General features: G+C 71.5%; 22 protein-coding genes and 1 pseudogene. 11 read left to right on the top strand and 12 right to left on the bottom strand.

Features of this window, described 5'->3' with window-relative positions:
* A complete protein-coding gene (locus ACN26Y_RS27615) occupies positions 1-351 on the top strand; it encodes a hypothetical protein (RefSeq protein ID WP_422734975.1) in 351 nt (116 codons plus the stop codon).
* 21 nt (positions 352-372) lie between these two features.
* Here ACN26Y_RS27615 and ACN26Y_RS27610 read toward each other — a convergent pair whose 3' ends face one another.
* Entirely contained in the window at positions 373-864 is a 492-nt protein-coding gene (locus tag ACN26Y_RS27610; RefSeq protein WP_155333068.1) for a MarR family winged helix-turn-helix transcriptional regulator, read from the bottom strand.
* Positions 865-979: 115 nt separating this feature from the next.
* On the opposite strand from ACN26Y_RS27610, the gene ACN26Y_RS27605 reads away from it, so the two are divergent.
* The 3 genes from ACN26Y_RS27605 to ACN26Y_RS27595 are packed head-to-tail and all read left to right on the top strand — an operon-like array spanning position 980 to position 3,806.
* Positions 980-2,029, top strand: a complete 1,050-nt coding sequence (locus ACN26Y_RS27605) for an LLM class flavin-dependent oxidoreductase (RefSeq protein WP_422733765.1) — start codon at positions 980-982, stop codon at positions 2,027-2,029.
* The gene (locus ACN26Y_RS27600; RefSeq protein WP_422733764.1) at positions 2,022-3,053 is read left to right on the top strand and encodes an LLM class flavin-dependent oxidoreductase; all 1,032 of its coding nucleotides are present in this window, start codon (positions 2,022-2,024) and stop codon (positions 3,051-3,053) included. Before ACN26Y_RS27605 ends, ACN26Y_RS27600 begins: the two co-directional genes overlap by 8 nt.
* A 39-nt stretch (positions 3,054-3,092) precedes the next feature.
* Entirely contained in the window at positions 3,093-3,806 is a 714-nt protein-coding gene (locus ACN26Y_RS27595) for an NADPH-dependent F420 reductase (RefSeq protein WP_422733763.1), read from the top strand.
* 245 nt (positions 3,807-4,051) lie between these two features.
* Here ACN26Y_RS27595 and ACN26Y_RS27590 read toward each other — a convergent pair whose 3' ends face one another.
* The 3 genes from ACN26Y_RS27590 to ACN26Y_RS27580 all read right to left on the bottom strand — a co-directional run bounded on the left by ACN26Y_RS27590 (position 4,052) and on the right by ACN26Y_RS27580 (position 6,467).
* The gene (locus tag ACN26Y_RS27590) at positions 4,052-4,447 is read right to left on the bottom strand and encodes a VOC family protein (protein ID WP_155333064.1); all 396 of its coding nucleotides are present in this window, start codon (positions 4,445-4,447) and stop codon (positions 4,052-4,054) included.
* A gap of 71 nt (positions 4,448-4,518) precedes the next feature.
* On the bottom strand, positions 4,519-4,968 hold the full coding sequence (locus ACN26Y_RS27585; protein ID WP_155333063.1) for a MerR family transcriptional regulator: 450 nt from the start codon (positions 4,966-4,968) through the stop codon (positions 4,519-4,521).
* Positions 4,968-6,467 (bottom strand): SulP family inorganic anion transporter, encoded by a 1,500-nt coding sequence (locus ACN26Y_RS27580; protein ID WP_155333062.1) that lies wholly within the window; start codon positions 6,465-6,467, stop codon positions 4,968-4,970. The genes ACN26Y_RS27585 and ACN26Y_RS27580 overlap by 1 nt, the downstream gene beginning before the upstream one ends.
* Before the next feature lie 272 nt (positions 6,468-6,739).
* Here ACN26Y_RS27580 and ACN26Y_RS27575 point away from each other — a divergent pair, with 272 nt between their 5' ends.
* From ACN26Y_RS27575 to ACN26Y_RS27565, 3 genes are all read left to right on the top strand, one after another.
* Complete coding sequence (locus ACN26Y_RS27575; protein WP_230688801.1) at positions 6,740-7,831, top strand: CapA family protein; 1,092 nt, start codon at positions 6,740-6,742, stop codon at positions 7,829-7,831.
* A 59-nt stretch (positions 7,832-7,890) separates the two neighbouring features.
* Positions 7,891-8,979 carry a winged helix DNA-binding domain-containing protein gene (locus tag ACN26Y_RS27570; protein WP_155333061.1) on the top strand — a complete coding sequence of 363 codons (1,089 nt, stop codon included), beginning with the start codon at positions 7,891-7,893 and terminating at the stop codon, positions 8,977-8,979.
* Between the two features lie 287 nt (positions 8,980-9,266).
* Positions 9,267-10,178, top strand: coding sequence for an NADP-dependent oxidoreductase (locus tag ACN26Y_RS27565; RefSeq protein WP_230688800.1), 912 nt, complete (start codon positions 9,267-9,269; stop codon positions 10,176-10,178).
* Here the strand turns inward: ACN26Y_RS27565 and ACN26Y_RS27560 are convergent.
* Together ACN26Y_RS27560 and ACN26Y_RS27555 are read right to left on the bottom strand one after the other, a co-directional pair.
* A complete protein-coding gene (locus tag ACN26Y_RS27560) occupies positions 10,175-10,678 on the bottom strand; it encodes a nitroreductase/quinone reductase family protein (protein ID WP_155333059.1) in 504 nt (167 codons plus the stop codon). The two genes, ACN26Y_RS27565 and ACN26Y_RS27560, sit on opposite strands and share 4 nt — an antisense overlap.
* A gap of 167 nt (positions 10,679-10,845) precedes the next feature.
* Complete coding sequence (locus ACN26Y_RS27555; RefSeq protein ID WP_422733762.1) at positions 10,846-12,060, bottom strand: epoxide hydrolase family protein; 1,215 nt, start codon at positions 12,058-12,060, stop codon at positions 10,846-10,848.
* Positions 12,061-12,476: 416 nt separating this feature from the next.
* Between ACN26Y_RS27555 and ACN26Y_RS27550 the strand changes: the two genes are divergently transcribed.
* Both ACN26Y_RS27550 and ACN26Y_RS27545 read left to right on the top strand, forming a co-directional pair.
* On the top strand, positions 12,477-15,254 hold the full coding sequence (locus tag ACN26Y_RS27550) for a helix-turn-helix transcriptional regulator (protein ID WP_155333057.1): 2,778 nt from the start codon (positions 12,477-12,479) through the stop codon (positions 15,252-15,254).
* Between the two features lie 245 nt (positions 15,255-15,499).
* The gene (locus ACN26Y_RS27545; protein WP_422733761.1) at positions 15,500-16,483 is read left to right on the top strand and encodes an IniB N-terminal domain-containing protein; all 984 of its coding nucleotides are present in this window, start codon (positions 15,500-15,502) and stop codon (positions 16,481-16,483) included.
* Between the two features lie 121 nt (positions 16,484-16,604).
* Here the strand turns inward: ACN26Y_RS27545 and ACN26Y_RS27540 are convergent, their stop codons facing one another.
* Together ACN26Y_RS27540 and ACN26Y_RS27535 are read right to left on the bottom strand one after the other, a co-directional pair.
* Positions 16,605-18,476 carry a transketolase gene (locus tag ACN26Y_RS27540; RefSeq protein WP_422734974.1) on the bottom strand — a complete coding sequence of 624 codons (1,872 nt, stop codon included), beginning with the start codon at positions 18,474-18,476 and terminating at the stop codon, positions 16,605-16,607.
* 96 nt (positions 18,477-18,572) lie between these two features.
* Positions 18,573-19,766, bottom strand: a pseudogene (locus ACN26Y_RS27535) (low temperature requirement protein A).
* A 447-nt stretch (positions 19,767-20,213) separates the two neighbouring features.
* Between ACN26Y_RS27535 and ACN26Y_RS27530 the strand changes: the two are divergent.
* Entirely contained in the window at positions 20,214-21,200 is a 987-nt protein-coding gene (locus tag ACN26Y_RS27530) for an NBR1-Ig-like domain-containing protein (RefSeq protein WP_422733759.1), read from the top strand.
* Positions 21,201-21,322: 122 nt separating this feature from the next.
* Here the strand turns inward: ACN26Y_RS27530 and ACN26Y_RS27525 are convergent, their stop codons facing one another.
* From ACN26Y_RS27525 to ACN26Y_RS27515, 3 genes are all read right to left on the bottom strand, one after another.
* Entirely contained in the window at positions 21,323-21,736 is a 414-nt protein-coding gene (locus tag ACN26Y_RS27525) for a spore-associated protein A (protein WP_155333051.1), read from the bottom strand.
* Positions 21,737-21,777: 41 nt separating this feature from the next.
* Positions 21,778-22,188: a hypothetical protein gene (locus ACN26Y_RS27520; protein ID WP_230688799.1), complete on the bottom strand. Its 411-nt coding sequence runs from the start codon at positions 22,186-22,188 to the stop codon at positions 21,778-21,780.
* A gap of 171 nt (positions 22,189-22,359) precedes the next feature.
* Complete coding sequence (locus ACN26Y_RS27515) at positions 22,360-22,746, bottom strand: MmcQ/YjbR family DNA-binding protein (RefSeq protein WP_155333049.1); 387 nt, start codon at positions 22,744-22,746, stop codon at positions 22,360-22,362.
* Between the two features lie 146 nt (positions 22,747-22,892).
* On the opposite strand from ACN26Y_RS27515, the gene ACN26Y_RS27510 reads away from it, so the two are divergent.
* Complete coding sequence (locus ACN26Y_RS27510) at positions 22,893-24,548, top strand: glycoside hydrolase family 10 protein (RefSeq protein ID WP_422733758.1); 1,656 nt, start codon at positions 22,893-22,895, stop codon at positions 24,546-24,548.
* Here ACN26Y_RS27510 and ACN26Y_RS27505 read toward each other — a convergent pair whose 3' ends face one another.
* A complete protein-coding gene (locus tag ACN26Y_RS27505) occupies positions 24,549-25,058 on the bottom strand; it encodes a winged helix-turn-helix transcriptional regulator (RefSeq protein ID WP_422733757.1) in 510 nt (169 codons plus the stop codon). It lies immediately after the preceding gene.
* Positions 25,059-25,106: the final 48 nt, after the last annotated feature.

Genomic DNA, 25,106 nt, shown 5'->3' with positions numbered 1-25,106 from the left:
GTGACGGTGTGCCGGGACTGCTGCTGCGGCAACACCGGCAAGCTCCCTTCGGTCGACCACGACGCGCAGTTGCGGCGGCTACGCGACACGTTGCGGGCACCGCACCGCGTCCGGGTCAGTACCTGCCTCGACCTGTGCGCACAAGCCAACCTGATCGTCGTTTATCCCGCCCCGGCGGCGCGCCGTGCCGGCGCCCGGCCGGTCTGGTTCGGCCTGGTCATCGACGATGTGGTGGTCGACGACATCGTCGACTGGATCGACTGCGGCGGGCCGGGTGTGGCGCCGCTGCCCGCCCCGCTGGAACTGTCGGTGGTCAGCCCTGCGCATCCCGGTTCGGGGCGGGTCACCTGACGCGAGACGTCCTCCTGGTGATCACTCCTTGCGCTGCGGGTCCAGGTGTACGCGGAGCGCCGCGGCGATCTCGCCCGCCGCGCGGAGCTGGTCCGGTGTCAGTGCGTCGACGAAGAGTTCGCGGATCGCGCGCAGGTGGGGGACCGTGGACCCGCGGAAGGCCTCGGCCCCGGTCGGCGTGAGGTGGACCTCCGCCCCTCGGGGCTCGGTGGCGCACTCCTGACGGCGGATGAGTCCGCGCCGCTCCATCCGGCCGAGGTGGTGGGAGAGCCTGCTGCGCTCCCAGCCGATGTGCGCGGCCAGTTCGGAGGAGCGCTTCTGCTGGTCCTGCGCCTCGGTGAGGGCGAGCAGGACGGCGTAGTCGCCCGGCGAGAGCGAGGACTGGACCTGGAGGCGGGACGCGATCCGGGATCTGAGCGCCTCCGTGGTCTCGATGAACTCTCGCCAGATCCGTAGTTCCTCGGCGGTGGGCAGCTGGCGCCTCCTCCGCCGCTCGGGTGTGTCCTTCGTCATCTTCCTCTCCCAGTTGACATGTCAATCAGCAGGCTAGCATGTCTGACATGTCAATCGTTGAGGGCGGCTTGCCGGCACGGATCGCCCGCCCGCCAGCGAACGTGAGGAGGAGACGGTGACGGCGAAGGGCATCGAACTGGGGCTCAACTCGTTCGGCGAGGTGGCCACCGACGGCGACCGGATCCTGAGCGACGCCGAGACCGTGCGGCTGCTCGTCGACGAGGCGCGGCTCGCGGAGTCGGTCGGGCTCGACGTGTTCAGCGTGGGTGAGCACTACCGCGAGGGCCACAACGACTCGGCCACGCCGGTGCTGCTCGCGGCGATCGCGACAGCGACCGACCGGATCCGCCTCGGCACCTCGGTCACGGTCCTCAGCACGAACGATCCGGTACGGCTCTACCACGAGTTCGCGACACTGGACGCGGTCTCGAACGGCCGCGCCCAGATCGTCCTCGGCCGCGCGTCGGCGACCGAGTCGTTCCCGCTGTTCGGGTACGACCTGGCGGACTACGAGCGGTTGTTCGAGGAGAAGCTCGACCTCTTCGTCCGGCTGCAGAGGGACGAATCGGTCACCTGGTCGGGCACCGTACGGAGCCCTCTCATCGCGCAGCGGCTGCATCCGAGGATGCGGGCGGGCGGAATCCCGACCTGGATCGGCGTCGGCGGGAGCCCGAACTCGGTGATCCGCGCCGCCCGCTACGGACTCCCGCTCATGCTCGCGATCATCGGCGGGCGCCCGCAGCGGTTCGCCGGCCACGTCGACCTCTACCTCCGGGCGCTCGAACAGGCCGGGCACCCCGTGCAGCCGATCGGGCAGCACTCGCTCGGTCTCGTCGCGGACACCGACGAGGAGGCGGTGGAGACCTGGTGGCGGTACTGGCAGCCGGTCGTGGCGCGGCTCGCCGAGGAACGCGGCTTCTACAAGCCGGACCGCCGGCGCTACGAGGCCGAGCTCGACCAGGGAGCGCTGTTCGTCGGATCACCCGAGACGGTCGCGCGGAAGATCGCCACGGTCGCCCGGGATCTGCGGCTGAGCCGCTTCGACCTCAAGTACGACATCATGCACCTGCCCCGCGAGGCACGCGCCCGCACGATCGAGCTGCTGGGCAGCGAGGTCGCCCCGCGTGTCCGGGAGCTGTTGGCGAAGGAGCCCACCCATGTCTGATCTCATGTTCGGCCTCGACACCTTCGGCGACGTGCCGGAGGACGACTCCGGCAGGCCCGTGTCCCACGCCGCGGCGATCCGGCAGGTCGTCGACGAGGCGGTGCTGGCGGACGATCTCGGCGTCGACGTCATCGCCCTCGGCGAGCACCACCGGCCGGAGTACTCGGTGTCGACGCCCGAGACCGTCCTGGCGGGGATCGCCACCCGTACCTCGCGCATCCGGCTCGCGTCCGGCGTGACGGTGCTGAGCTCGGACGACCCCGTCCGGGTGTTTCAGCGCTTCGCGACGGTGGACGCGCTGTCGAACGGCCGGGCCGAGGTCATCCTCGGCCGCGGCTCGTTCACCGAGTCCTTCCCCCTCTTCGGCTACGACCTGCGCGACTACGACGTGCTGTTCGAGGAGAAGATCGAGCTGTTCGCGAAGCTCCTGGAGGAGAAGCCGGTCACCTGGAGCGGCACGAAACGTGCGCCGCTCGAACACGTCGACGTCTTCCCGAAGACGGAATCGGGACGCCTCACCACCTGGGTGGGTGTCGGCGGCTCGCCACAGTCGGTCGTGCGTACCGCCCACTACGGTTTCCCGCTGATGCTCGCCATCATCGGTGGTGCCCCCGCGCGCTTCGCGCCGTACATCGACCTGTACCGGCGGGCCGCCGAGCAGTTCGGCACGACCGCGCACCCGGTGGGGATGCACTCGCCAGGATTCATCGCCGACACCGACGAGGAGGCCAAGGAGGTGTTCTGGCCGCACTACCGCGTCATGCGGGACCGGATCGGTGCGCTGCGGGGCTGGCCACCGATCCGCCGCGAGGAGTTCGACGCCGAGATCGCGCACGGCTCCCTCTACATCGGCTCGCCGGAGACCGTGGCCCGTCGCATGGCCGGCGCGATCCGAACCCTCGGCGTCGGCCGCTTCGACCTCATCTACACAGCGGGCGCTCAGCCGGTGAGCGCCCGGATGCGTGCCGTGGAACTGTACGGCACCCGGGTGATCCCGCTGGTCCGCGACATCCTCGCCAGTTGACCGTGCCCACGGACGCCCCGTCCACACCCGGAGGAAGACATGAACGACAGCGCCCGGCAAGGGCCACGGACCCTCGGCATCCTCGGCGCCGGCAAGGTGGGCACGGTGCTCGCCCGGCTCGCCGTCGCCGCCGGCTACCGGGTGCTCATCGCCGGTTCCGGTGACCCGGCGAGGATCGCCCTCACCATCGAGGTGCTCACGCCCGGGGCGGTCGCCACCACGGCGACCGACGCCGCGTCCGGCGCCGACGTCGTCATCCTCGCTCTCCCGCTGGGTAGGTACCGCAGCATTCCCGCCGAGGCGTTGCGCGGCAAGCTCGTCGTCGACGCCATGAACTACTGGTGGGAGGTCGACGGCATCCGCGACGACCTCACCGACCCGCGTACCTCGTCGAGCGAGACCGTCCAGTCCTTCCTGGCCGGCTCCCGCGTCGTCAAGGCGTTCAACCACATGGGATACCACGATCTCGAGGACGAGGCTCGGCCGGAGGGCGCGGGCGGCCGCAAGGCCATCGCGATCGCCGGTGACGCCGCCGCCGATCTGGCCGTCGTGGCGTCCCTTGTCGACCGGCTCGGCTTCGATCCGGTCATCGCGGGGCCCCTCGCCGAGGGCGTACGGCTCGAACCGGGCAGCGAGCTGTTCGGTGCCAACGTGAGCGCCGACGAGGTGCGTGCGATGCTCGCCCGCTTCCCGGAGTCGGAACGTGGGCGTACCATCGCCCGCGCGCGAGCCGGGAGGCCGGCGGCAGCCTGACTGCCCAGGAAGCCGAGCCGCTGTCGCCGAGCGTGGATGCCGCGGTCAGCGGATCGGGCCACCGCGGTGTCCGAGCACCTCGATGGCGGTGGACGGGGACGGCGCGATCGAGCCCGCGGGTCCGGCTCGGCGATCAGGCGCTCGGGTCGTGGGTCGGCATCCGGCGCACGCCAGTCAGAACCGGCTCCCCATGGTTGAGAAGGCAGTTCAGCGCATCCATGGACAGGGGCAGTCCGGGTATGCCGTCAGGGCCGCCCGCCAGCGATCTCGGCGTCGCTCCGAAGGATGCAGAACTCGTTGCCTTCCGGGTCGGCGAGCACGACCCATCCCGTTCCGTCGGCGTTGCGGCGGTCGAACACGACGGCCGCACCGAGCTCGGTCAGCCGCGCCAGCTCCGCGTCGCGCGTGCCTTCGGCAGGACGCAGGTCGAGGTGGATTCTGTTCTTGACCTGCTTTGCTTCCGGCACCTCGATGAACAGCAGGCGGTGCCGTCCGTCCCGGGAGGAGATCATGCATTCCTCGTGGCCGGGCTTGTTCGGATCGTCCGGGTCTTCGCGGTAGTCGAGGACGGCTTGCCACCAACGGGACAAGGCGTAGGCGTCGGCACAGTCAACGGTGGTGTGGGACACGTAGGAGGTCACCACTGGATGATCGCAAGGCGAACGCCGACGGGCGAACCCTATACGCGACGCGAGCGACCGGCGGTGGGGAGTCAGGCGCCCGGGTCGCCGTGGTGGTCAAGTTTGGCGCGGAGCGTTCCGGCGAAGCCCTCGGCCATGGCGAGTTGGTCGCGAAGCGCGGTGACCCGAGCGGTCGCGGCGTGGTGGAACATGCCGAGCCGGTCAAGCAGCTCGGCCCGCTCGGTGCCGGTGGCGGTGTCGAGCGCGTCGAGGACGACGAGGAGGCCCCGCATCTCGTCGAGGGTGAACCCGAGCGGCTTCATCCGCTTGACCACGGCCAGGCGGTCCAGGTCGGACCCGGTGTAGAGGCGGAAGCCGCCCTCGCTGCGCGCAGCGGGCACGATCAGGCCGACTTCCTCGTAGTGGCGGATGGTTCGGATGCTCAACCCCACCCGCTCGGCGGCCTCCCCGATCTGCATCAACCGACCGGAGGCCGGGCCGGAGGCTTGCTCCGACCCGGCGCCGCGGCTGGCGGCGGCCATCAGTGGCCGACTCCGAGCTGCCCCGCGAGGGTGTTGTGGATGCGGGCGCTGGGCTTGTTCAACTCAACGATCTCGACGGATTTGCCCCGGGCGGCGTACTTCGTGGTGATCGCGTCCAGCGCGGCGACGGAGGAGGCGTCCCAGACATGGGCGTGGGTCATGTCGATCACCACGTTCTCGGGGTCGTTGGCGTAGTCGAACTGGCCGACGAGGTCGTTGCTGGAGGCGAAGAAGAGCTCACCATGAACGGAGTAGATCCGGGTGCTGCCGTCCGGGTCAAGGACGCTGGTGACCTCGACCAGACGGGCGACCCGGCGGGCGAAGATCACCATGGCGGTGAGCACGCCGACGACGACGCCGACGGCCAGGTTGTGGGTGGCCAGGGTGGTCGCGACGGTGGCCAGCATGACGATCGTCTCGCCGTACGGCATCTTCTTCAGCGTCTTCGGTGCGACAGAGTGCCAATCGAAGGTCGACACCGCCACGATGATCATCACGGCGACCAGGGCGGCCATCGGGATGACCGCAACCACGTCACCGAGCGCGACGACCAGGATCAGGAGGAACACGCCAGCCAGGAAGGTCGACAGCCGGGTACGTGCACCGGACGCCTTCACGTTGATCATGGTCTGACCGATCATCGCGCAGCCACCCATGCCGCCGAAGAACCCGGTGACGATGTTGGCGACGCCCTGTCCCCAGGACTCCCGGGTCTTGTTGGAGTGCGTGTCGGTGATGTCGTCGACGAGCTTGGCGGTCATCAGCGACTCCATCAGGCCGACCAGCGCCACGCCCAGGGCGTACGGGGCGATCAGGGTGAGCGTGTCGAGGGTCCAGGGGACCTGCGGCGCACCCAGGGTGGGCAGGCTGTCCGGCAGGGCGCCCTCACCCCCGACCGTCGGCACCGCTACGCCGACGGTCACCGTGGCGACGGTCAGCACAACGATCGCCACCAGCGGCGCGGGGACCGCGCGGGTGAGCCGGGGCAGCCCCACCATGATCGCCAGCGCCACCGCAACGAGTGGGTAGACCAGCCACGGCACGCCGAGCAGATGGGGGACCTGCGCGGCGAAGATCAGGATGGCCAGGGCGTTGACGAAGCCGACCATGACGCTGCGCGGGATGAATCGCATCAACTTCGCTACGCCGAGCGCCGCGAGCAGGACCTGAATCGCGCCACCGAGGATCACCGCCGCGATCAGGTGGTCCAAGCCGTGCTCCTTGGCCAGCGGCGCCACGACCAGGGCGATGGCGCCGGTCGCGGCGGAGATCATCGCCGGACGACCGCCGCAAACCGCGATCGTGACCGCCATCGTGAACGAGGCGAACAGGCCCACCCGAGGATCGACGCCGGCCAGGATCGAGAAGGAGATCGCCTCGGGAATCAAGGCGAGAGCGACGACCAGACCGGCGAGAACCTCGGTGCGGAGCACCTTCGGTGACAGCCAGGACGGACGGGGCAGGCGCGGCCGGGACACCGCGGACAACACTGAAGACATGAAGCCATTTCCACTCAGGCGCACCCGGCCGGGCGCACGTCAGACCCTGACGACTCTGACGGACCCTACTCTCCCGTGAGGGAAGAGTTGGCTCTGCGTGGTGATCATCACCTCGCCCCGAGGTGGCCTGGCCCGTCCTTGTTCGCCATCGCGGCGGTGGCGGTCCCGCCGGCGTTGCGCGCTGCCGGGCAGGCAAAGCCCGCGCTGGTACGGCGGTCGGTGGTGGCCGCCGGGGGTCCCGGGCGTCGCCCGGAGAGCGTACCCTCGCCAGGGTGTTCCGCGGGACGGCGCGTACCTCGCTGGCGGCGTTGACGGCGGTCGCGGTCGGCGCCGGGCTGGCCGGATGCGCCGCCGGATCGACCGGCCAGACGCCGGTCTGGCGCGCGGCCACGTCGGGTCCGACGCCGTCCGCCACCGCGACGCCGGAGCCGAGCGCGCCGGCCGAGGTGCGGCTGGCCTTCGCCGGCGACGTCCACTTCACCGGCCGCACCCTGCGCCTGCTCGACGATCCGGAGACGGCCTTCGGGGCGATCGCGTCGACGCTGCGCGACGCCGACGTCGCGCTGCTCAACCTGGAGACGGCGGTGACCGACCGGGGCACCCCACAGCCGAAGACCTACCATTTCCGGGCCCCGAAGACCGCCTTCGCGGCACTGCGCGCGGCCGGGGTCGACGCGGTGTCGATCGCCAACAATCACATCCTCGACTACGGCCAGCAGGGGCTCTCCGACACCCTCGACGCCGCCGCGGAAGCCCGGTACCCGGTGTTCGGCGCGGGCCGCGACGCCGACGCGGCGTATGCGCCCTGGCTCACCACCGTACGAGGGCTGCGGATCGCGGTGCTCGGCATGTCGCAGGTGCACGACCTGGCCGGGTCGTGGCGGGCCACGGACAGCCGACCGGGGGTGGCAATGGCGTTCGATCCCGCGCGGGCCACCGCCGCGGTGCGTTCGGCCCGGGAGCAGGCCGACCTGGTTATCGTCTTCATGCACTGGGGCGTCGAGGGCAGGTCGTGCCCGAGCGGGGAGATGAAGACGTTCGCCGGAAAGCTCTCCGCGGCCGGCGCCGACATCGTGGTCGGTACGCACGCGCACACGCTGCTGGGTGACGGCTGGCTGGGCGCGACCTACGTGCACTACGGACTGGGCAACTTCCTCTGGTACGGAAAGTCGCACAGCACGGACTCCGGCGTACTGAACCTGGTCGTACGCGGCCGGACAGTGGTGGACAGCCGGTTCGTCCCGGCGGTGGTCTCCGGCAGCGGCCAGCCGGTGCCGGCCACCGGCCGTGGCGAGCAGCGCATCCTCGACAAACTCGCCACCGCACAGCGGTGCACCGGCTTGGCGGCGAAGCGCCCCGGATAGCGGGGCGGACAGCGGCTGGCGCCTGGGGAGTGTCCGGGGTGGGCGATAGCGTCAGCCCCATGAGCGTGCTCGACCGCCGCGCCCTCAACCGGGCGCTCCTGTCCCGCCAGCTCCTGCTGCAGCGGCACGACATGCCGGTCGCCGACGCCCTCGAGCACCTGGTGGGGTTGCAGGCGCAGGAGCCGTTGGAGCCGTACGTCGGGTTGTGGAGCCGGCTGGCCGGCTTCCAGCCGTCGGCGCTGGCCGGGTTGCTGCTGAGTCGCGAGGCGGTCCGCACGCTGCTGATGCGCCGCACCCTCCACCTGGTGACCGCACGGGACTGCCTCGCGCTCCGGCCCGTGCACCAGGCGATGCTGGTCAAACGCATGTGGTCGACGTTGCGCCGGGTGCTGCCCGGCGTCGACCTCGACGAGCTGACGAAACTGGGCCGGCCGCTGTTCGAGGAGCGCCCGCGCATGCTGACCGACGCGGCCCGCGTGATCGCCGACCGCTGGCCGGGGGTGGAGCCGCGCTGGCTGGGTGACGCGCTCAGCACCCTCGTGCCGCTCGTGCAGGTGCCACCCCGCGGGGTCTGGGGCGAGCGCGGCGCGGCGCACAACACCACCATCGAGGCGTGGCTGGGCCGCCCGCTGGAGCCGGCCTCGCCGGCCACCGTCGACGCGCTGGTCCTGCGCTACCTCGCCGCCTACGGCCCGGCGGCCAGTGCTGACATCCGCGCCTGGTCGGGGCTGAGTGGGCTGCGGGAGTCGGTCCACCGGTTGCGACCGCGGTTGCGCACGTTCCGCGACGAGCGCGGCCGCGAGCTGCTCGACGTGCCCGACGGCGCGCTGCCCGACCCGGAGACCCCGGCGCCGCCGCGCTTCCTGCCGGCGTTCGACAACGCGGTGCTCGGCTACGACGACCGCAGCCGCGTCATCGACACCGAGCATCGTGGGCTGAGCGTCGCGGGTGCCCGCTTCCTGCTGGTCGACGGCCGGGTCGCGGGCACCTGGGCGGTCACCGTCGACGACGGCGCGGCGACGTTACGGATCACGTCGCTGCGCACCCTTACGGCGGATCAGCGCGACGCCGTCCTCGCCGAGGGCGAGAGCCTGCTGACCATGGTCCAGCCCGAGCCACGGCGCGCCAATCACGTCATGATCACGTAGGTGTAGCGGCACGCCCTAGGCATGTTCGTCGGCCGGCGGCGGGTCCGGACGACGCCTGGTGGCGTTGGCGCTTCGGCCGGATACGACACCGGCATCCGGCCGGTCGGTGTCGTGATGCGACAACCGGCCGCGCACGCCGCGTCGATGCCCCACAACCGTTGGGCAGATCGGTAATCCTGCCCCGTCCGGTGCGGACACCGGAGAGGATGTGACGGAGCGGAGCCCATCGGGATGACGGTGCCGCACGGACCTCACCAGAGAGGGGAGCTGTTGTGCAAGCGATCACTGTGCGGGATCGAGAGGCCGGACTGGCCGGGCTGACGCTGACCGAGCTGCCGCACCCGCATCTGGCGGAGAACGAGGTCATGGTGCGCGTGCACGCGGCAGGGTTCACCCCCGGGGAGTTGACCTGGCCGGGGACCTGGACCGACCGGGCCGGCCGGGACCGTACCCCGTCCGTTCCCGGGCACGAGGTGTCCGGTGTCGTGACCGAGCTGGGCTACGGCACCACGGGGCTGAGCGTGGGACAGCGGGTGTTCGGCCTGACCGACTGGACGCGTAACGGTTCGCTGGCCGAGTACGTGGCCGTCGAGGCACGCAACCTCGCCCCGCTGCCCGGGGACGTCGACCACGCGGTGGCCACGGCCGGGGTGATCTCCGGACTGACCGCCTGGCAGGCCCTCTTCGTCCACGCCCGCGTGGAACCGGGTCAGACCGTCCTGATCCACGGCGCCGCGGGCGGTGTCGGCTCGCTCGCGGTCCAGCTCGCCCGCGAGGTGGGCGTACGAGTGATCGGCACCGGCCGTGCGCGCGACCGGGACACCGCGCTGAAGCTCGGCGTCGCCGCGTTCGTGGATCTCGAGCACGAGAGTCTGGAGCACGTCGGACAGGTCGATGTGGTCTTCGACGTGATCGGCGGCGACATCCGGGACCGCTCGACCGCACTCGTGCGTCCCGGCGGCACGCTCGTCACCATCGCCGGCCCGCCAGAGGTCCAGCCCCAGAACGGCCGCGCGGTCTTCTTCGTCGTCGAAGCCGACCGCTCTCAACTCACCGAACTGGCCGCGCGACTGCGCGACGGACGACTCACCCCGAACATCGGAGCGATCCGGCCCCTGTCGGAGGCGGTGGCCGCATTCGGGCCCGACGCCCCCCGAGCGCCCGGGAAGGTCATCATCCGCGTCACGGACGAGGACTAGGGACGCTCCCGCGCGCTCCCCGCGTCCGACGTGCCGAATCCCGGCTCCAGGACCACCACCGCGGTCTCGGACGGCCGCCGCGCCGCGAAGCCGTCGAGATTCGTGTCGATCTCGCACCAGCGGGCCCACAGCCTCGACCGCTCGTCACCGGTCGCGGCGCGACCGCGTACCGGTCGCTGCCCGTCGACCAGGTCGACGGTCACGTCCGGGTGCGCCTGCAGGTTGAGCCACCAGGCGGGCTCGGCCTCGCCCCACCCGTTCATCGCCAACGTGACCAGGTTCGGCCCGTCCTCGACGTACCCGAGGATGACGCTGCGCTGCTGACCGGTGCGGCGCCCGGTGGTGGTCAGCCGTAGCGTGCCCCAGCGATTCGCGCGTGGCCGCCACAGGCCGACCCGGCCGCGGCAGACCCGGTACAGGCCCCGGTGCACCGACCAGGCCAGACGGATGAACCAGCGCGGCGGGAGCCACGGTGTATTTGCTCGGTTCCGGACCGACATGACGACCTCCCACACCCAGGGCGCCATGGTACGAACAGGACGCCAGCCGCAGGGTCGAGCGGCGCGATTCCAGTAGGCGACCGGGCGAGGGCGGCCGAGAGGCTGGAAGTGAGCCACTCGGCCGCCCTCGCTGGTCGGAGCATGCTCCGCCGGTCAGGCGCGGTCGCCTAGCGAAGCGACCGGAAGCCGGCGCGCACCTCCTCCACGAGGATTCGCGGCTGCTCCCACGCCGCGAAGTGACCGCCCTTGTCGACCCGGTTGTAGTGGATCAAATCGGGGTACGCCCGCTCTGCCCAGCTCTTTGGGGCCTGGTAGAGCTCGTCCGGGAAGACGCTCACGGCAACGGGGATCGTGACACCCTTGACGCCGAAGAACGAGAACCTGTTCTCCGCATAGAGTCGCGCCGCGGAGACCCCCGAGTTCGTCAGCCAGAAGTGGGTGATGTTGTCGAGGACGTCGTCGCGCGTCAGACCCTCGGGCACCCCGGCGAAGGATCGTGAGATCAGTGCCAGGCTCGCCGCGTCATGGTCGAGCATCCAGGCGGCCAGGAAGACGGGCGAGTCCGCCAACCCGGTCAGCGTCTGCGGGCGAGCGGCCATCTGAAGGGCGTACGTGACGTGCTTCCACACGAAGTCCAACTGCTCGCACGTCTGCCGCTCCTCCGGTGAGAGATCGGCCGGCAGCGACTCGAGGGCGTTGGCCGCCCCGATGATGTTCTTGTGGAACAGGTTGTCGATCTCGGTCGGGATCACGCCGGGCATGTTGGTGTGGATCCCGAGCAGCCCGTCGGGCGCCTCCGCGGCCATCAGGTCCACGACGACCGCGCCCCAGTCGCCGCCCTGCGCCACGAACCGGTCGTAGCCGAGGCGCTTCATCAGCTCCACCCAGGCGCGACCGATGCGGTCCGGCCCCCAGCCGGTCGCCGTCGGCTTGCCCGAGTACCCGTAGCCGGGCATCGACGGAATCACCACGTGGAAGGCGTCCTCCGCGGTGCCGCCGTGTGCGGTGGGATCGGTCAGCGGCTCGATGATCTTGAGCTGTTCGATGATCGAGCCCGGCCAGCCGTGCGCGACGATGAGCGGCAGGGCGTTCTCGTGCTTCGACCGCACGTGGACGAAGTGGATGTCGAGGCCGTCGATCTCGGTGATGAACTGCGGCAGGGAGTTCAGCCTGGCCTCGACCTTGCGCCAGTCGTACTCCGAGGCCCAGTAGCGCGCGAGTTCCTTCATCGTGGCGAGCTGCGGGCCCTGCGACTGGTCGTCGACGGTTTCCTTCTCGGGCCAGCGCGTGGCCAGGATGCGCTTTCGCAGCTCCTTGAGCTCCGCCTCCGGGACCTCGACCCGGAACGGTCGAATCGCGGGCACGTCCTGTGTGGCAGACATGCAGGGTTTCCTTTCTGTGCTGATGGGTGATTGAAACGGGCGTTCTGCCCTTTGCCGCTGACAAACGGCATGCGCCGGCCTTCTTTCGCACGAGGGCGTCCGGGTGGGGCCGTTGTCCTGGCGGGTCCGTGCCCCTCGTGCGCCGGCCCGTCCACGATCGCCGAGGTGGGCGTGCGCCGCCCCAGGGAAACCCCCGGGTCCGGCCCCGTGGCCGAACCCCGGGGTGGCGCTCCTCGCGCCTCGGATCGGCGACCTTTGGGCAGGTCACGTCCAGTCTGGGGTGACTCGCCACGTCCGCCCCGAACCCGCGAGGTCACCTCCGGGTCGACATTGACCCGGAGAGCGCCGACCCGATTTGAGTAAAATGACCGCATTGGTCGCGCGGCCTGGCACGCCGCGACCAGGAAGATCGACGCATGGGGGTGCCCGCCATCGACACGCGCGTCGAACTGCGAGGCCGAGGCCGGGAGCTGGCCGCGTTGGAGCGGGTGCTCGCCCGGGTACGGGCCGGGGGCAGTGCGGTTCTGGTCCTTCGCGGGGAGGCCGGGATCGGCAAGACCGCGTTGCTGGATCACGCAGCCGGCCGGGCGGCCGGGTTCCGCACGTTGGCCATCGCGGGCATCGAGTCGGAGATGGGCCTTCCGTTCGCCGCCCTCCATCAGCTCTGTGCGCCGATGCTGGGTCGGCTCCACGAGTTGCCCGGACCGCAGTGCGATGCGTTGGCCGTCGCGTTCGGGCTGCAGGAGGGCGAGGCACCGAGTCCCTTCCTCGTCGGCCTGGCGGTGCTCGGACTGCTGGCCGGCGCCGCGGAGAACCGGCCGTTGGCCTGCCTCGTCGACGACGCGCAGTGGCTCGATGACGAGTCCATGGGGGTGCTGGCGTTCGTCGCCAGGCGGTTGATGGCGGAACCCATCGCGTTGATCTTCGCGCTGCGGGAGCCCGCTCGTGAGCTGGCCGGTCTTCCGGAGCTGGTCGTGGAGGGCCTCAGCGAGGCCGACGCGCGTGCCCTTCTGGCGTCGGCCTGCCCCGCCCCGCTCGACCCGTTGGTGCGGGACCGGATCGTCGCCGAGGCTCACGGCAATCCGATGGCCCTGCTGCACCTGCCACATGCGCTCGGACCCGCCGAGTTGGCGGGCGGGTTCTGGCTCGCCGGCCGGGACCCCGTGGCGAACCACCTGGAGGATGCCTTCCACCAGCAGTTCCTGTCCTTACCGCCGGACAGTCAGCGGCTGTTGGTGATCGCAGCGGCTGAGCCGACCGGAGACGGAGGCCTGCTGTGGCGCGCAGCCGGTCTGCAGGCGATCCCGGCGGACGCCGCATGCCCGGCCGAGAGCAGAGGACTGGTCGAGTTCGGCGCCAGGGTGCGCTTCCGCCACCCGCTGGTGCGCTCCGCCGTCTACCAACGGACGCCCCCGGCGGATCGCCGGACGGCGCACCGAGCCTTGGCGCAGGCCACCGATCCCCACCTGGATCCCGACCGCAGGGCGTGGCACCGTGCTCAGGCCGCCCCCGGGCCCGACGAGAGCGTCGCCGCCGATCTGGAGCTCTCGGCCGACCGCGCGCAGGGCAGGGGCGGAGCCGCCGCCGCCGCCTGCTTCCTGCGGCGGGCGGCGGAGCTGACGCCCGATCCCGCGCGACGCGTCGCCCGAGCGCTGGCCGCCGCGCAGCTCGACATCGAGGCCGGTGGCGCGGAACAGGCCGACAACCTGCTGGCGGTCGCGGAGGCGGGCCCACTGGACGACCTGCGGCGGGCCCGGCTCGAGCGGTTGCGAGCCCGGTTGGTGTTCTCCCGGCTCCGCTGCGGTACCGCACCGCGGCTTCTGCTCGACGCCGCGCACCGGCTCGCGCCCCTCGACGCCGCCCTTGCCCGTGACACGCTGTTGGAGGCGTTCGGCGCGGCGATCTTCGCCGGCCGTCTCAGTGAAGGGCCCGGGCAGCGGGCGGTGGCCGAGGCGGTCCGCGCCGGACCCTCGCCGCCGACGCCGTCACGGGAGGTCGACGTCCTCCTCGACGCCATGGCGGGGCTGATCATCGATGGTCATGCGGCCGGCGTCGACGCCGTCAAGCGTGCGCTGTACATCATCCGGCAGCAACAGCGATCCGGCGCGACGGACGCGGACAGCCGCTGGCTGTGGCTGGCGTTCCGGGTGATACCCGAGCCGCTCGTCCCAGAGGTGTGGGACGACGACGCCTGGCACGAGATGGCGAACGCCGCCGTCCGCATCGCCCGCGAAACGGGGGCGCTCTCCGTCCTCCCGATGGCCCTGACGTACAAGGCGGGCTACCACGTCTTCGCGGGAGAGTTCGGTACCGCCTCGGCGTTGATCGACGAAGCGACCGCCATCTCGGCGGCGACGGGCGGCGCACCGATGATGTACACGTCACTGGTCCTCAACGCCTGGCGAGCAGAGGAATCCGAGGCGATGGACCTCATCGAGACGACCATCGAGGAGGTGAGCGCCTGGGGGGAGGGACGAACGGTCAGCCTCGCCCACTACGCGACCGCGGCGCTGTACAACGGCCTCGGCCACTACGAGACGGCGCTGGCCGCCGCGACCCGGGCCTGCCAGTACGAGGACCTGGGTTTCTTCGGGTGGGCGCTGTTCGAACTGATCGAGGCTGCCGCCCGCAGCGGGCAGCCGGAGCCCGCCGCGGCGGCGCTGGACAAGCTCACCGTACGTACCCGCGCGAGCGGAACGCACTGGGCCCTTGGCGTGGAGGCATGCTCCCGGGCGCTCCTCAGCGACGAACAGGTTGCCGATGCGCTCTACCGGGAGGCGATCGAGCACCTCGGCCGGTGTCGCATCGTCGTCCACCTGGCCCGCGCCCGCCTGCTGTACGGCGAGTGGCTGCGTCGCCAGAACCGCCGGCAGGAGAGCCGCACCCAGCTACGTTCCGCCTACGAGGCATTCAGCCGGATGGGAGCCGACGGTCTCGCCGAGCGCGCCCGTCGGGAGCTTCTGGCCACCGGGGAAACGGTACGCAGGCGGCGGGCCGAAACGGCCACCGAACTCACCAGCCAGGAGGCACAGATCGCCAGGCTGGCCAGAGACGGACACACCAACTCCGAGATCGCCGCCCAGATGTTCATCAGTCCCCGCACGGTGGAGTGGCACCTCGGCAACGTCTTCGGCAAGCTCGGAATCAGCTCACGCCGGCAGCTCCGCACGGCGCTCTCCCCGCCGAAGGCATGACCGGCAGCCGACGCCCCTCGCACCGATGAGGGGCACCCCCTAGAGCCCCTATCGTCCGCGGTACGCCCCCCGGGCATAGCGGGCCCACCCCCGGCGCACGGATCCCCGTCCCCCCTGGCTCCGCGAGCGGTGCCGGCCCGGATCGGGCCGGCAAGCTTGCGGGCGCATCCCCGATGTGCCGTCCCGGCGTCGGCCATAGCGTCGCTGTCGACGCTCGATGGCCCTCTTCCGAGGAGTACCCGCACATGGACTCGTACCAGACCCTGCACGCGGATTCGCACCAGAGTGCGCAGGCGGACACGCAGCAGCCCGCGCACGTGGAATCGCACCAGACGGTGCACGCGGAGGGGCACCAGACCCTGCACGACTTCGTGCTCAACCTGGTCACCGATTCGGCCGCGCTGTCGGCCTTCGAGCTCGACCCGCAGGGCGAGCTCCTGGCGGCGGGGCTGACCGACATCACCGTCGCGGACGTGCAGGAGGTCGTCCCGCTGGTGGTCGACCACGTTCCGGCGTACGGCGTTTCGGCGGTCACCTCGGTCACCGGCCAGCTCGGCTTCGGGCCGCTGGTGACCGACGCCACCGACGTGGTCGGCCAGTTGCAGTACGTCACGCAGCAGATCAGTGTCAGCAGCTCGGACAGCGGGGTGAGTGTCGCGGCCGGCGCCCTGGGCGCGATCGCCGTGGACCCGAGCAGCGTGACGGCAGGGGCGTACGTGCTGCCGGGAATCGGCGTGGGCGTCGGGTCGGACGGCCTGGCCACGGACCTGACCGGGGTGCACGACGTGGCCCACACGCTCGACGCGGACGTGGTGGGCGCGGTGGAGGTCGCGACCGCCCCGGCGGTCGGGGACGTCACCACCACGGTCGCCAGCCCGGACGCGCTGCTGGCGACCACCGACTCGGGCCTGCTCGGCGTCGCCGACGGCCTGCTCGGCGGCCCCCTCGCCGGCACGCACGGCCAGGTGGAGGGCGTCGTCGGTTCGCTCGGAGTCGACGACACCCTGGGTGGGCTCGGCCTCGGCGACGGCTCCGGCGGCGTGCTCCTGGCGGTGGACGTGCCGTCCACCGCGGGCGGCGTGACGGGGCAGGTGGACGGGGTCGTCTCCGGCGTCACCGGCACCGTCGACACCGGCGTGAGCGGTCACGTCTACGGTGACGCCGGCGCGCACGGCGAGGTTTCGGCGTCGACGACCGGGCCGCTGGGCATCGCCGACGGCCTTCTCTGAACGTCGGCGGGCCGGGGGAGAGGGCCGGACCGTCGCGCGGGACCGGTCCTCTCTTCTCCGACACCGGACACCCGACACGACGGCCACGTTGACCGCCGGGGACCCCGACCGGGGCCGGCGGTCAGTGCGTGTTGGCCAGCAGGGCGCGGGTCGCCTCGACGATGGCTGTCACGCCGATACCCGCCTGGTCCATCAGCTCGGTGGGCGTCCCGGAGGTGGGCAGCCCCCGTACCGCCAGGCGGGTCACCCGGGCGGGCACGGCGAGGTCCGCCAGCGACTCGAGGACGGCGGAACCGAGCCCGCCCTGCGGGTAGTGGTCCTCGACGACCACCAGCCGGCCGCCCGTGTCCCGGACGGCGCCCAGCAGCCGGTCGGAGTCCAGGGGCTTGACCGAGTACAGGTCGATGACCCGGGCGTTGATGCCCTCGCCCGCCAGTTCGTCGGCGGCGGCGAGGCAGTTGTGCACCGTCACCCCGGCGCCGATGAGCGCGACGTGGTCGTCGCCACCGCCGCGCACCTGCTTGCTGCCGCCGATCGGGAAGGTCTCGTCGTTGTCGTAGAGGACGGGGTACCCGCCCCGGGTGGTGCGCACGTAGGTGATGCCCGCGCGGTCGACCATCTGGGCGACCAGGGCGACGCAGGACACGGCGTCACTGGGATAGAGGACGGTGGAGCCGTGGATGGCGCGCATGGCGGCCAGGTCCTCCAGCCCCATCTGCGACGGGCCGTCCGCCCCGATCTCCACGCCGGCGTGGGACCCGGACAGGGCGATGTCGGCGCGGGAGATGGCGGCCATCCGGATGAAGTCGTAGGCGCGGGAAAGGAAGGCGGCGAAGGTCGAGGCGAAGGGCCGGTAGCCGCGCACCTGCAGGCCGACCGCCGCGGCGACCATCTGCTGTTCGGAGATGAACATCTCGAAGAACCGGTCGGGGTACGCCTCGGCGAACCGGTCGGCGCGGGTGGAGTCGCTGACCTCGCCGTCCAGGGCGACCACGTCCGGCCGTGAGCCGAGCGCGCGCAGCGCATCACCGTACGCGTTCCGGGTGGCCACCTTCGCGCCCCGGTCGTAGCGCGGCAGCTCCGGTGGCCCGCCGGTCGGGGTGGCGGCGGGCGGGGCCGGCTCGGGCCGCGGCCCGGTGACGCGGATCTGGCGTACGCCGCCGAGGGCCTCGACGGCCCGCTCGGCCGCCTCGGGTTTCATCGGCTTGCCGTGCCAGCCCGGCTGGTTCTCGACGTCGGGCACCCCGCTGCCCTTGACTGTCCGCGCGAGCACGACGGTGGGGCCGGTCGCCTGCCGGGCCCGGCCGAGCGCGTCGTCGACGGCCACCAGGTCGTGGCCGTCGACGACGATCGCCTGGCAACCGAACGCCTCGACCCGTCGCCGGTAGGTGTCCAGATCCCAGGCCAGCTCGGTCTCCCCGCGCTGCCCGAACCGGTTCACGTCGACGATCGCGGTGAGGTTGTGCAGGCCGTAGTGGCCGGCCTTGTCCAGGGCCTCCCAGACGGAGCCCTCGGCCGTCTCGCTGTCCCCGCAGAGCACCCACACGTGGAACGGCAGCCGGTCGAGGTACCGACCGGCCAGCGCGATCCCGACGCCGACGGGCAGCCCCTGACCGAGCGAACCGGTGGCGACGTCGACCCAGGGCAGCGCCGGCGTCGGGTGTCCCTGCAGGCGCGACCCGAACTGACGGTACGTGTCGACCAGCTCCTGGTCGGTGATCGCCCCGACGGCTTTGAAGACCGCGTACAGCAGCGGCGAGGCGTGGCCCTTGGAGAAGATCAGATGGTCGTTGGCGCGACCGCCCGGGTCCGCCCAGTCGTACCGCAGGTGCCGGGAGATCAGCACGGCGAGCAGGTCGGCGGCGGACAGGCTCGAGGTCGGGTGACCGGAGCCGGCCTTCGTGCTGCACCTGATCGAGTCCACCCGCAACTGGGCGGCGAGCTCCGCCAGGTGGCTGACGTCCTCCGCCCGCAGGGTGCGCTCCGCTTCCATCGTCACCGGCATCACCTCCCGCTGATCGGCTCCGCACCCACGCTAGTCAAGAAGGCGCGGCGTCGTCCGGTAACGCCGATTTGGCGCCGGTGTGAATCAGGTGGCGGGCCGACGCGACGGTGGTGCGGGCGCCTCGCCCGGGTGTCTCCGCTCGCGGATCGCGTCCCACACCGCCACTGCGGCCAGGACGACGACTTGGGCGTTGGCGGCGGTCGCCGGTGTCCGGGCGACCGTCAGCGGCACCAGGGCGGCAAGCGCGAGCAGCCCGACGACCCGGGACGCGGAGACCCGGGCGAACACCTGGTACTCCAGGAGGGAACGCCCGGCCAGGAACAGCGCGGGCCCGCCCAGGATGACCGCGAGCCACAACGGGTCCTCGTGCCCGACCGGATTGTCGATGACCAGTGCGTGGGAGACGCCGGTCGCGAGGATGCCGGCCACGATGATCAGGTGGGTGTGGACCGCTGACCAACCGAGGCGGGCCGGGTCGGGGACGGTCTCAATGGCCGCGGGAAACAGCGCCCCGGCCCGGTGAAAGTAGATTCGCCAGATGAGCACCGTGCTGGCAAAGGACACCACGGTGGGTGCCACCCGGTCGGGGGTGAACTTTTCGGCGAACGTCAGTCCGGTGAGCAGGATCGTCTCTCCGAGCGTGATGATGACGAACTGCTGAAAGCGTTCGGCGAGATGCTCGCCGGCGATTCTCCAGTCGTGCAATCGGGTGCGGCCGAACCGTGGTACCGGCCAGCCGAGGAAGAGCCCCGTGTAGTCCAGTGCCAGCGCCAGCGTCCACAGGATCCCGCGTGTGGGACTCTATGCGAAGAGGGCGGCCCCGGCGAGCCAGGGGACGGCGGACAGCGCCGCCCAGCAGAGCGCCCGCGCGGGGGCGTGGCCCTCGCGGTCGTACCGTCCGAGCATCAGGACGACGGGCTTGCCGAGTTGGATGGCGACGTACGTGATCGCGAAGACCACCGCGCGGTCGCCGAACGCGTGGGGCAACGTGACCGCGATGATCATGCTGCCGAACATGATCCAGACGATCACCGGTTGGACCGCCCGATCCCGCGGCCCGAGGACGCTGGTCACGAACGCCGCGTGGATCCAGATCAGCCAGAGCGCGAGCAGCAGCAGCACAGTCTGGCCGAGTTCCGGCAGGACGATCCGCCGCTCCGTCGTGAAGTCCTCGATCAGACGCTCGGAGAACCGGGTGAGCGCGAAGACGAAGACCAGGTCGAGAAGCAGCTCACCCTCGCGGGCATGAAGCAGTCCCCGCCAGCCACCGATCGTCATGTCCCGCCCACTCCGTGCGCGTCGGGCCAGTGCTGGTGCAGTCGTACCACGCTGGTCGTGGCCCCCGGCGCGGATGAGCGGAAGCCCGGTCCGCCGCATGGGCACCCGGGCGCTTCCGTTGTCGCCGTGCGGCCGAGTGTGGGGTGGCCGGCGCGAACGTCGGGCCGATCGAGTGGTGAAAATCTCAATGACGTCGTTCCGGGCGACAGGAATGCATTTGGCCGCAGCTCACGACTGTTTCGCGTCGCGCGTCGACGGTCACCGGCGCGAGCCGGAATCGCCGCGCGTCCAGCACCGACGGAATCGGCGAGAAATGGCGTGACCTGTGCTTCTACCCGCTGCCGCTGCCGTACGCCTTCGGGGGTCGGAATCACGGCACGGATATGGTGGCGCACGCGCCGGATGCGCGGCCGCGCTTGCCTGCTCGGTGGTGACGAGGTGGGGGACGTGGAGAAGGAAACGCAGGGGCAGCATCGGGGACCGCGACGGCGGGGGCGACGGCCGACGCCTCCTGATCCCGGTTCCGGCCCGGTGGGCGCCTTCGCCGACCGCCTGTGGCGGTTGAAGCAGGACGCGGGCGCTCCCTCGTACGAGGAGATGTCGGTGCGCCTGGGCGCCGCGGCCTCGAAGTCGTCCCTGGCCGCCGCGGCGCAGGGCCGGAGTCTTCCCAGTTGGGAGACGACCTGGGAATTCGTCCGGGTTCTCGCCGTCGACCGGCTCGGCCACGACCCGCGGGCCACCGAGAAGGAGTGGCGGGACCGCTGGATACGGACCAGGGCCGCCGGGCAGCCGACGGACACCACGTCGGCGGCCGACGTGGCACCGGAACCGGCGGCGGAGACGGCCACGGCGGCGGGCGTCATGCCGGAACCGGCCGGGGTGGCGGCGACGTCCACGGCGTCCGAGGCGACGCCACGGTCCGCGACCGGCGAGGTCGAGGAGCCCGGCCGGGCGCGCCGTCGACGCGTCGGCGTCGGCGTCGGTGCGGCCGTGGCCGCCCTCGCCGGCGCCGTGCTCGCCGTCGTCATGGTCGACCGGCAGACGGGCGGAAGCAATGCCGGCGTGACACCACCGGTCGCCGCCTCGCCCGACCATGACGACTCCCGGTTCGAAGGCGACATCACCTATCCCGACGGGTCGCTGGTGCCGCCCGACTCCTCGTTCACGAAGGTCTGGAGGATCCGCAACACGGGCACCGTGCCGTGGGCGAACCGCTACCTGGCGCGGGTGAACGACGCGCCCTGCCAGGCGCCGACAGCCGTCGCCATCCCGCAGACGAGCCCGGGAGAGGCCGTGGACATCGCGGTGACCGTCCGCACGCCGAGCAAGCCGGGTCACTGCAAGATCTACTGGAAGATGGCCGACGAGCAGGGACGAACGCACTTCCCGCTCAAGCGTCCGGTGTTCCTGGACGTACGGGTCGGTGGCTCGTGACCCGGTGGTGAGGCGGCGAAGCCCTGCCGGATCCCATCGGCAGGGCTTCGCCCCCGTTCCTGCTCCGCGCCCGCACACCGGATCGGTCGCCCGGCGGCGGAGGAGAGAGCTGCCCGAACGGGTCAGCCGCAGTTGGTGCCGCGCTTGCCCCCCTCGGTGCCGCTGATGCGGCCCATCCAGTCCACGCACCTGTCCGCCGCGGACAGGTAGATCGGACCGGCGTAGGACCGGTAGTAGCCGCCGTCGTAGGCCGTCCAGTGGTTTCCGACCGGGTGAATTGCGAGGCCCGCCTCGACGAGCACCGCCGAGCCGGCGGTGTTCCGCTTGGCGACCACGCAGTTCTTGCCCGTGGCCGAGTTGTAGGTGAGGAACACGGTCCCCTTGGAGCCGATCGAGGCGGAGTTCACCACGCCGTAGCCGGACCCGCACTCGCCCCCGTAGGTGGCCGCGTACGCCGGGGTCGCCGCTGCCAACGCTCCGGCCATCACGGCGGCGGTGACGGTGGTGGTTGCGGCGGTGGTCCTGACGAGCTTCATGTGTCTTCCTCCGTGCTTGCTGGTCGGGTCTGTCGGTCGGGTCAGCCGCAGTTGGTGCCGTAGCGGGTCTTGGAGGCGGTTCCGATGGTGCCGCCCCAGTCGACGCACGAGCCCGCCGCCGACACGTAGACCGGCCCGGCGTAGGTGGTGAAGTTGCCGCTGTCCTTGGCCCAGGAGGAGGTGCCGGAACGGCGCAGGTAGGCCTCCATCAGCGTGGCGGTGCCGGGCCTCTCCCGCAGGGTGACGACGCAGTTCTTGCCCGAGGACGAGTTGTAGGTCAGGTAGACCGTGCCCCGCAGGTCGGGAAGGTCGATCAGGTTGACGACGCCGTAACCGGAGCCGCACTGCCCGCCGTAGAGCGCGGCCTGTGCCGGTGCGGCATGAACCACGGTCCCCGCCGTCACGGCGGCGGCCGTGAGTCCCAGCGCGGCGATCCTCTGCGAAATACGCACGACGAAGTTCCCTTTCTGCTGTGGGTGATTGCGCATCGACGCTGGCACTCGGCGCCGGCCGACACCAAGCCATCTGCGTCCAGTGATCGTCCACTGGACAATGTGGAAAAAGGTCGCCCAGCTCAGCGGGGAGGAGTGCCGCCTCGACCGACCGGACGGCTCCCGCGCGGATCAGCCGTCGACGGGCCGGGTGCCGTCGTCGAGGTCACCGACGAGCGAGTCCGGGGCACGCATGCGCCAGGCGTCGGTGACGAGTTCTTCCAGGCGGTCGACACCGACCTGCGTCAGCCGCAGCATGACCAGGGGAAGGCCGTCGTATGCGGGCGTGGTGAAGAAGAGGTCGGGCTCGCCGAGGAGCAGTGCCTGCTTCTCCGCCTCGTCACCGACGTACAGCACGGCGATGTCGGTGCGGATCAGCCGCGGCGCACCGGGTCGGCGTTCCGGGTAGGACCAGACGAACCCCTTGTCGGCGACCCGGAAGTCGAAGCCCGCACTGTCGATCTCGACCACGTGCGGCAGCGCCAGCGCCAACCGGCGCACGTCGTCGGCGTCAGCCATCGAGGTCGCTCCCACACACCGGGTCCAGCATGGCGACAGCCTAACCACGCGGTGGTGCGCGGGTGGATCAGCGAGCCAGCCTTAGCTGCCCGTTAAGTAACGGCCCGCCTGGTGCACGCGGTGGGCGTACTCGGCAGACTGGGGCGATGCCTTCCCCCGACCAGCCCCGTGCCCGCCGCCGTCGTGCCCAGGCGATCGTCGCGGCGGTCGTCGTACTCGCCGTGGCGGTCGCGGTCGGCGTCTGGTCGTTTCGGGACCGGGCCGGCGGCGGTGCACCGGCGCCCGGCGGCGCGGCGGCCCTCGGTGCCGGCCCGGCGGGCGGCACCGCCGTCTGTGCCGGCCGGGCGGTCCGGGCGGCGCGCGAGCTGCGGGGCATGTGGATCACGACGGTGAACAACATCGACTGGCCGAGCCGACGCGGTCTCCCGGCCGAGACGGTGCGGGCGGAGTTCCGGAGCTGGCTGGACCTGGCCGTGCGGCACAACCACAACGCGGTCTTCGTGCACGTGCGGCCGAGCGGGGACGCGCTCTGGCCGTCGAGGTACGCGCCGTGGTCGGAGTGGTTGACCGGACGACGCGACGGCCGCGACCCCGGCTGGGACCCGATGGAGTTCATGGTCGCCGAGGCGCACGCGCGCAACCTGGAGTTCCACGCCTGGTTCAACCCGTACCGGGGCGGGCAGCCGGCGACGGTGGGCGGGCCCGGCCCCAGGCTGGACCGGCTCGCGCCGACCCACCCGTTGCGGCAGCACCCCGACTGGGCGGTGACCTATCCCAGCGCCGACCAGCCCGGAAGCCGCCTGTACTTCAACCCGGGCATCCCGGCGGCGCGCACCTTCGTCGAGGACTCGATGCTGGAGGCGGTCCAGCGGTACGACGTCGACGGGGTGCACTTCGACGACTTCTTCTACCCGTATCCGGAGGCCGGACAGGACTTCCCGGACGACGCAGCGTTCGCCCGGTACGGCCGCGGGTTCACCGACAAGCACGCCTGGCGCCGGGACAACGTGAACACGCTGGTCCGCGAGATGAGCGAGCGGATCAAGGCGATCAAGCCGTGGGTGAAGTTCGGCATCAGCCCGTTCGGCATCTGGCGCAACAAGCGCACCGACCCGGCCGGCTCGGCCACCGCCGGTCTGCAGAGCTACGACGACATCTACGCCGACACGCGGCTGTGGGTACGCGAGGAGTGGCTGGACTACGTGGTGCCGCAGCTCTACTGGCACATCGGGTTCGGCAGGGCCGACTACGCCAAGCTGCTGCCGTGGTGGACGGCCACGGTTCGGGGCACCCGGGTGCAGCTCTACATCGGCCAGGCCGACTACCGGGTCGGCGAGCGCGGCGCCTGGCGCGACCCGGCAGAGCTGGATCGTCAGCTCGCCCTCAACCGCCGGTACGGCGTCAGCGGGAGCGTCCATTTCAGCGCCCGGCAGGTGCGTGCCGACAAGCTCGGCGCGGTCAGCCGGTACCGCGGGGCGCACTACGCCGACCCGGCACTGGTGCCCACGATGGCGCAGTTGCCGGCGGCACCTCCGGTGGCACCCGCGGTCATCGGCGCGCGGCGGGCGGACACCGGGGGAGTGGGGTTGAGCTGGCGCGGGGACGGCGCCGCGAGTTACGCCGTCTACCGCGTGGACGGCGGCGCGGCGCGGCTCGTCGGCGTCACCCTTGGCACCGACTGGGTCGACCGCGCCGCTCCCTCCGGCCGCCCCTTGTCCTACTGCGTGTCGGGGCTGGACCGCAGCGGCAACGAGGGGCGGCTCAGCCCGCCGGTCTCCGTCGCCGGAGCTGCCGTTCCTTGATCAGGACTCGGGTCCGTCCTGCCGATCCTCGGCGGTGTTCCTGATCAGGCCGGGGCCGGCGACGAGTTCGATGTCCCCCCCGGTGACGTCGTGGCCCTGGGCGCAGCGCAGCGCCACCCGAACGGGGTGGCCGCAGCCGCGGTGGGTGGCGAGGACGGGCGGGCCGGCGTCGTCGGCGGCCCAGGTGTCGCCCCAGCTGCGCAGTGCGGTGAGGACGGGGAGCAGTTCGCGGCCCTTGCGGGTGAGCTGATACTCGTGGCGGGTGCGCTGTCCCGGCTCCCGGTAGGGGATCCGTTCGAGGAGGCCGGCGGCGACCAGGTCCTTGAGCCGGGCCGCCATGGCGGGCTCGCCGATGCCGACCCGGCGGACGAAGTCGTCGAAGCGGCGCGTGCCGAGCAGGGCGTCGCGCATGATCAGCATCGCCGACCTGCTGCCGACGACGTCCATCGCCCGGGCGATCGAGCAGTTCGCCGAGGACCAGGCGGCGAGGTTCTCCCGCAGATCCGTCATGCCACCAGCGTACGGGCTGGCTTGCGTCAACGCTAGTCAGGTGGTTCA

This window comes from Micromonospora sp. WMMD558 (assembly GCF_049315255.1).
Taxonomy (GTDB): Bacteria; Actinomycetota; Actinomycetes; order Mycobacteriales; family Micromonosporaceae; genus Micromonospora.
Note: the sequence above shows the minus strand (reverse complement) of the source record. Positions and strands in the feature narration are given on the sequence as shown.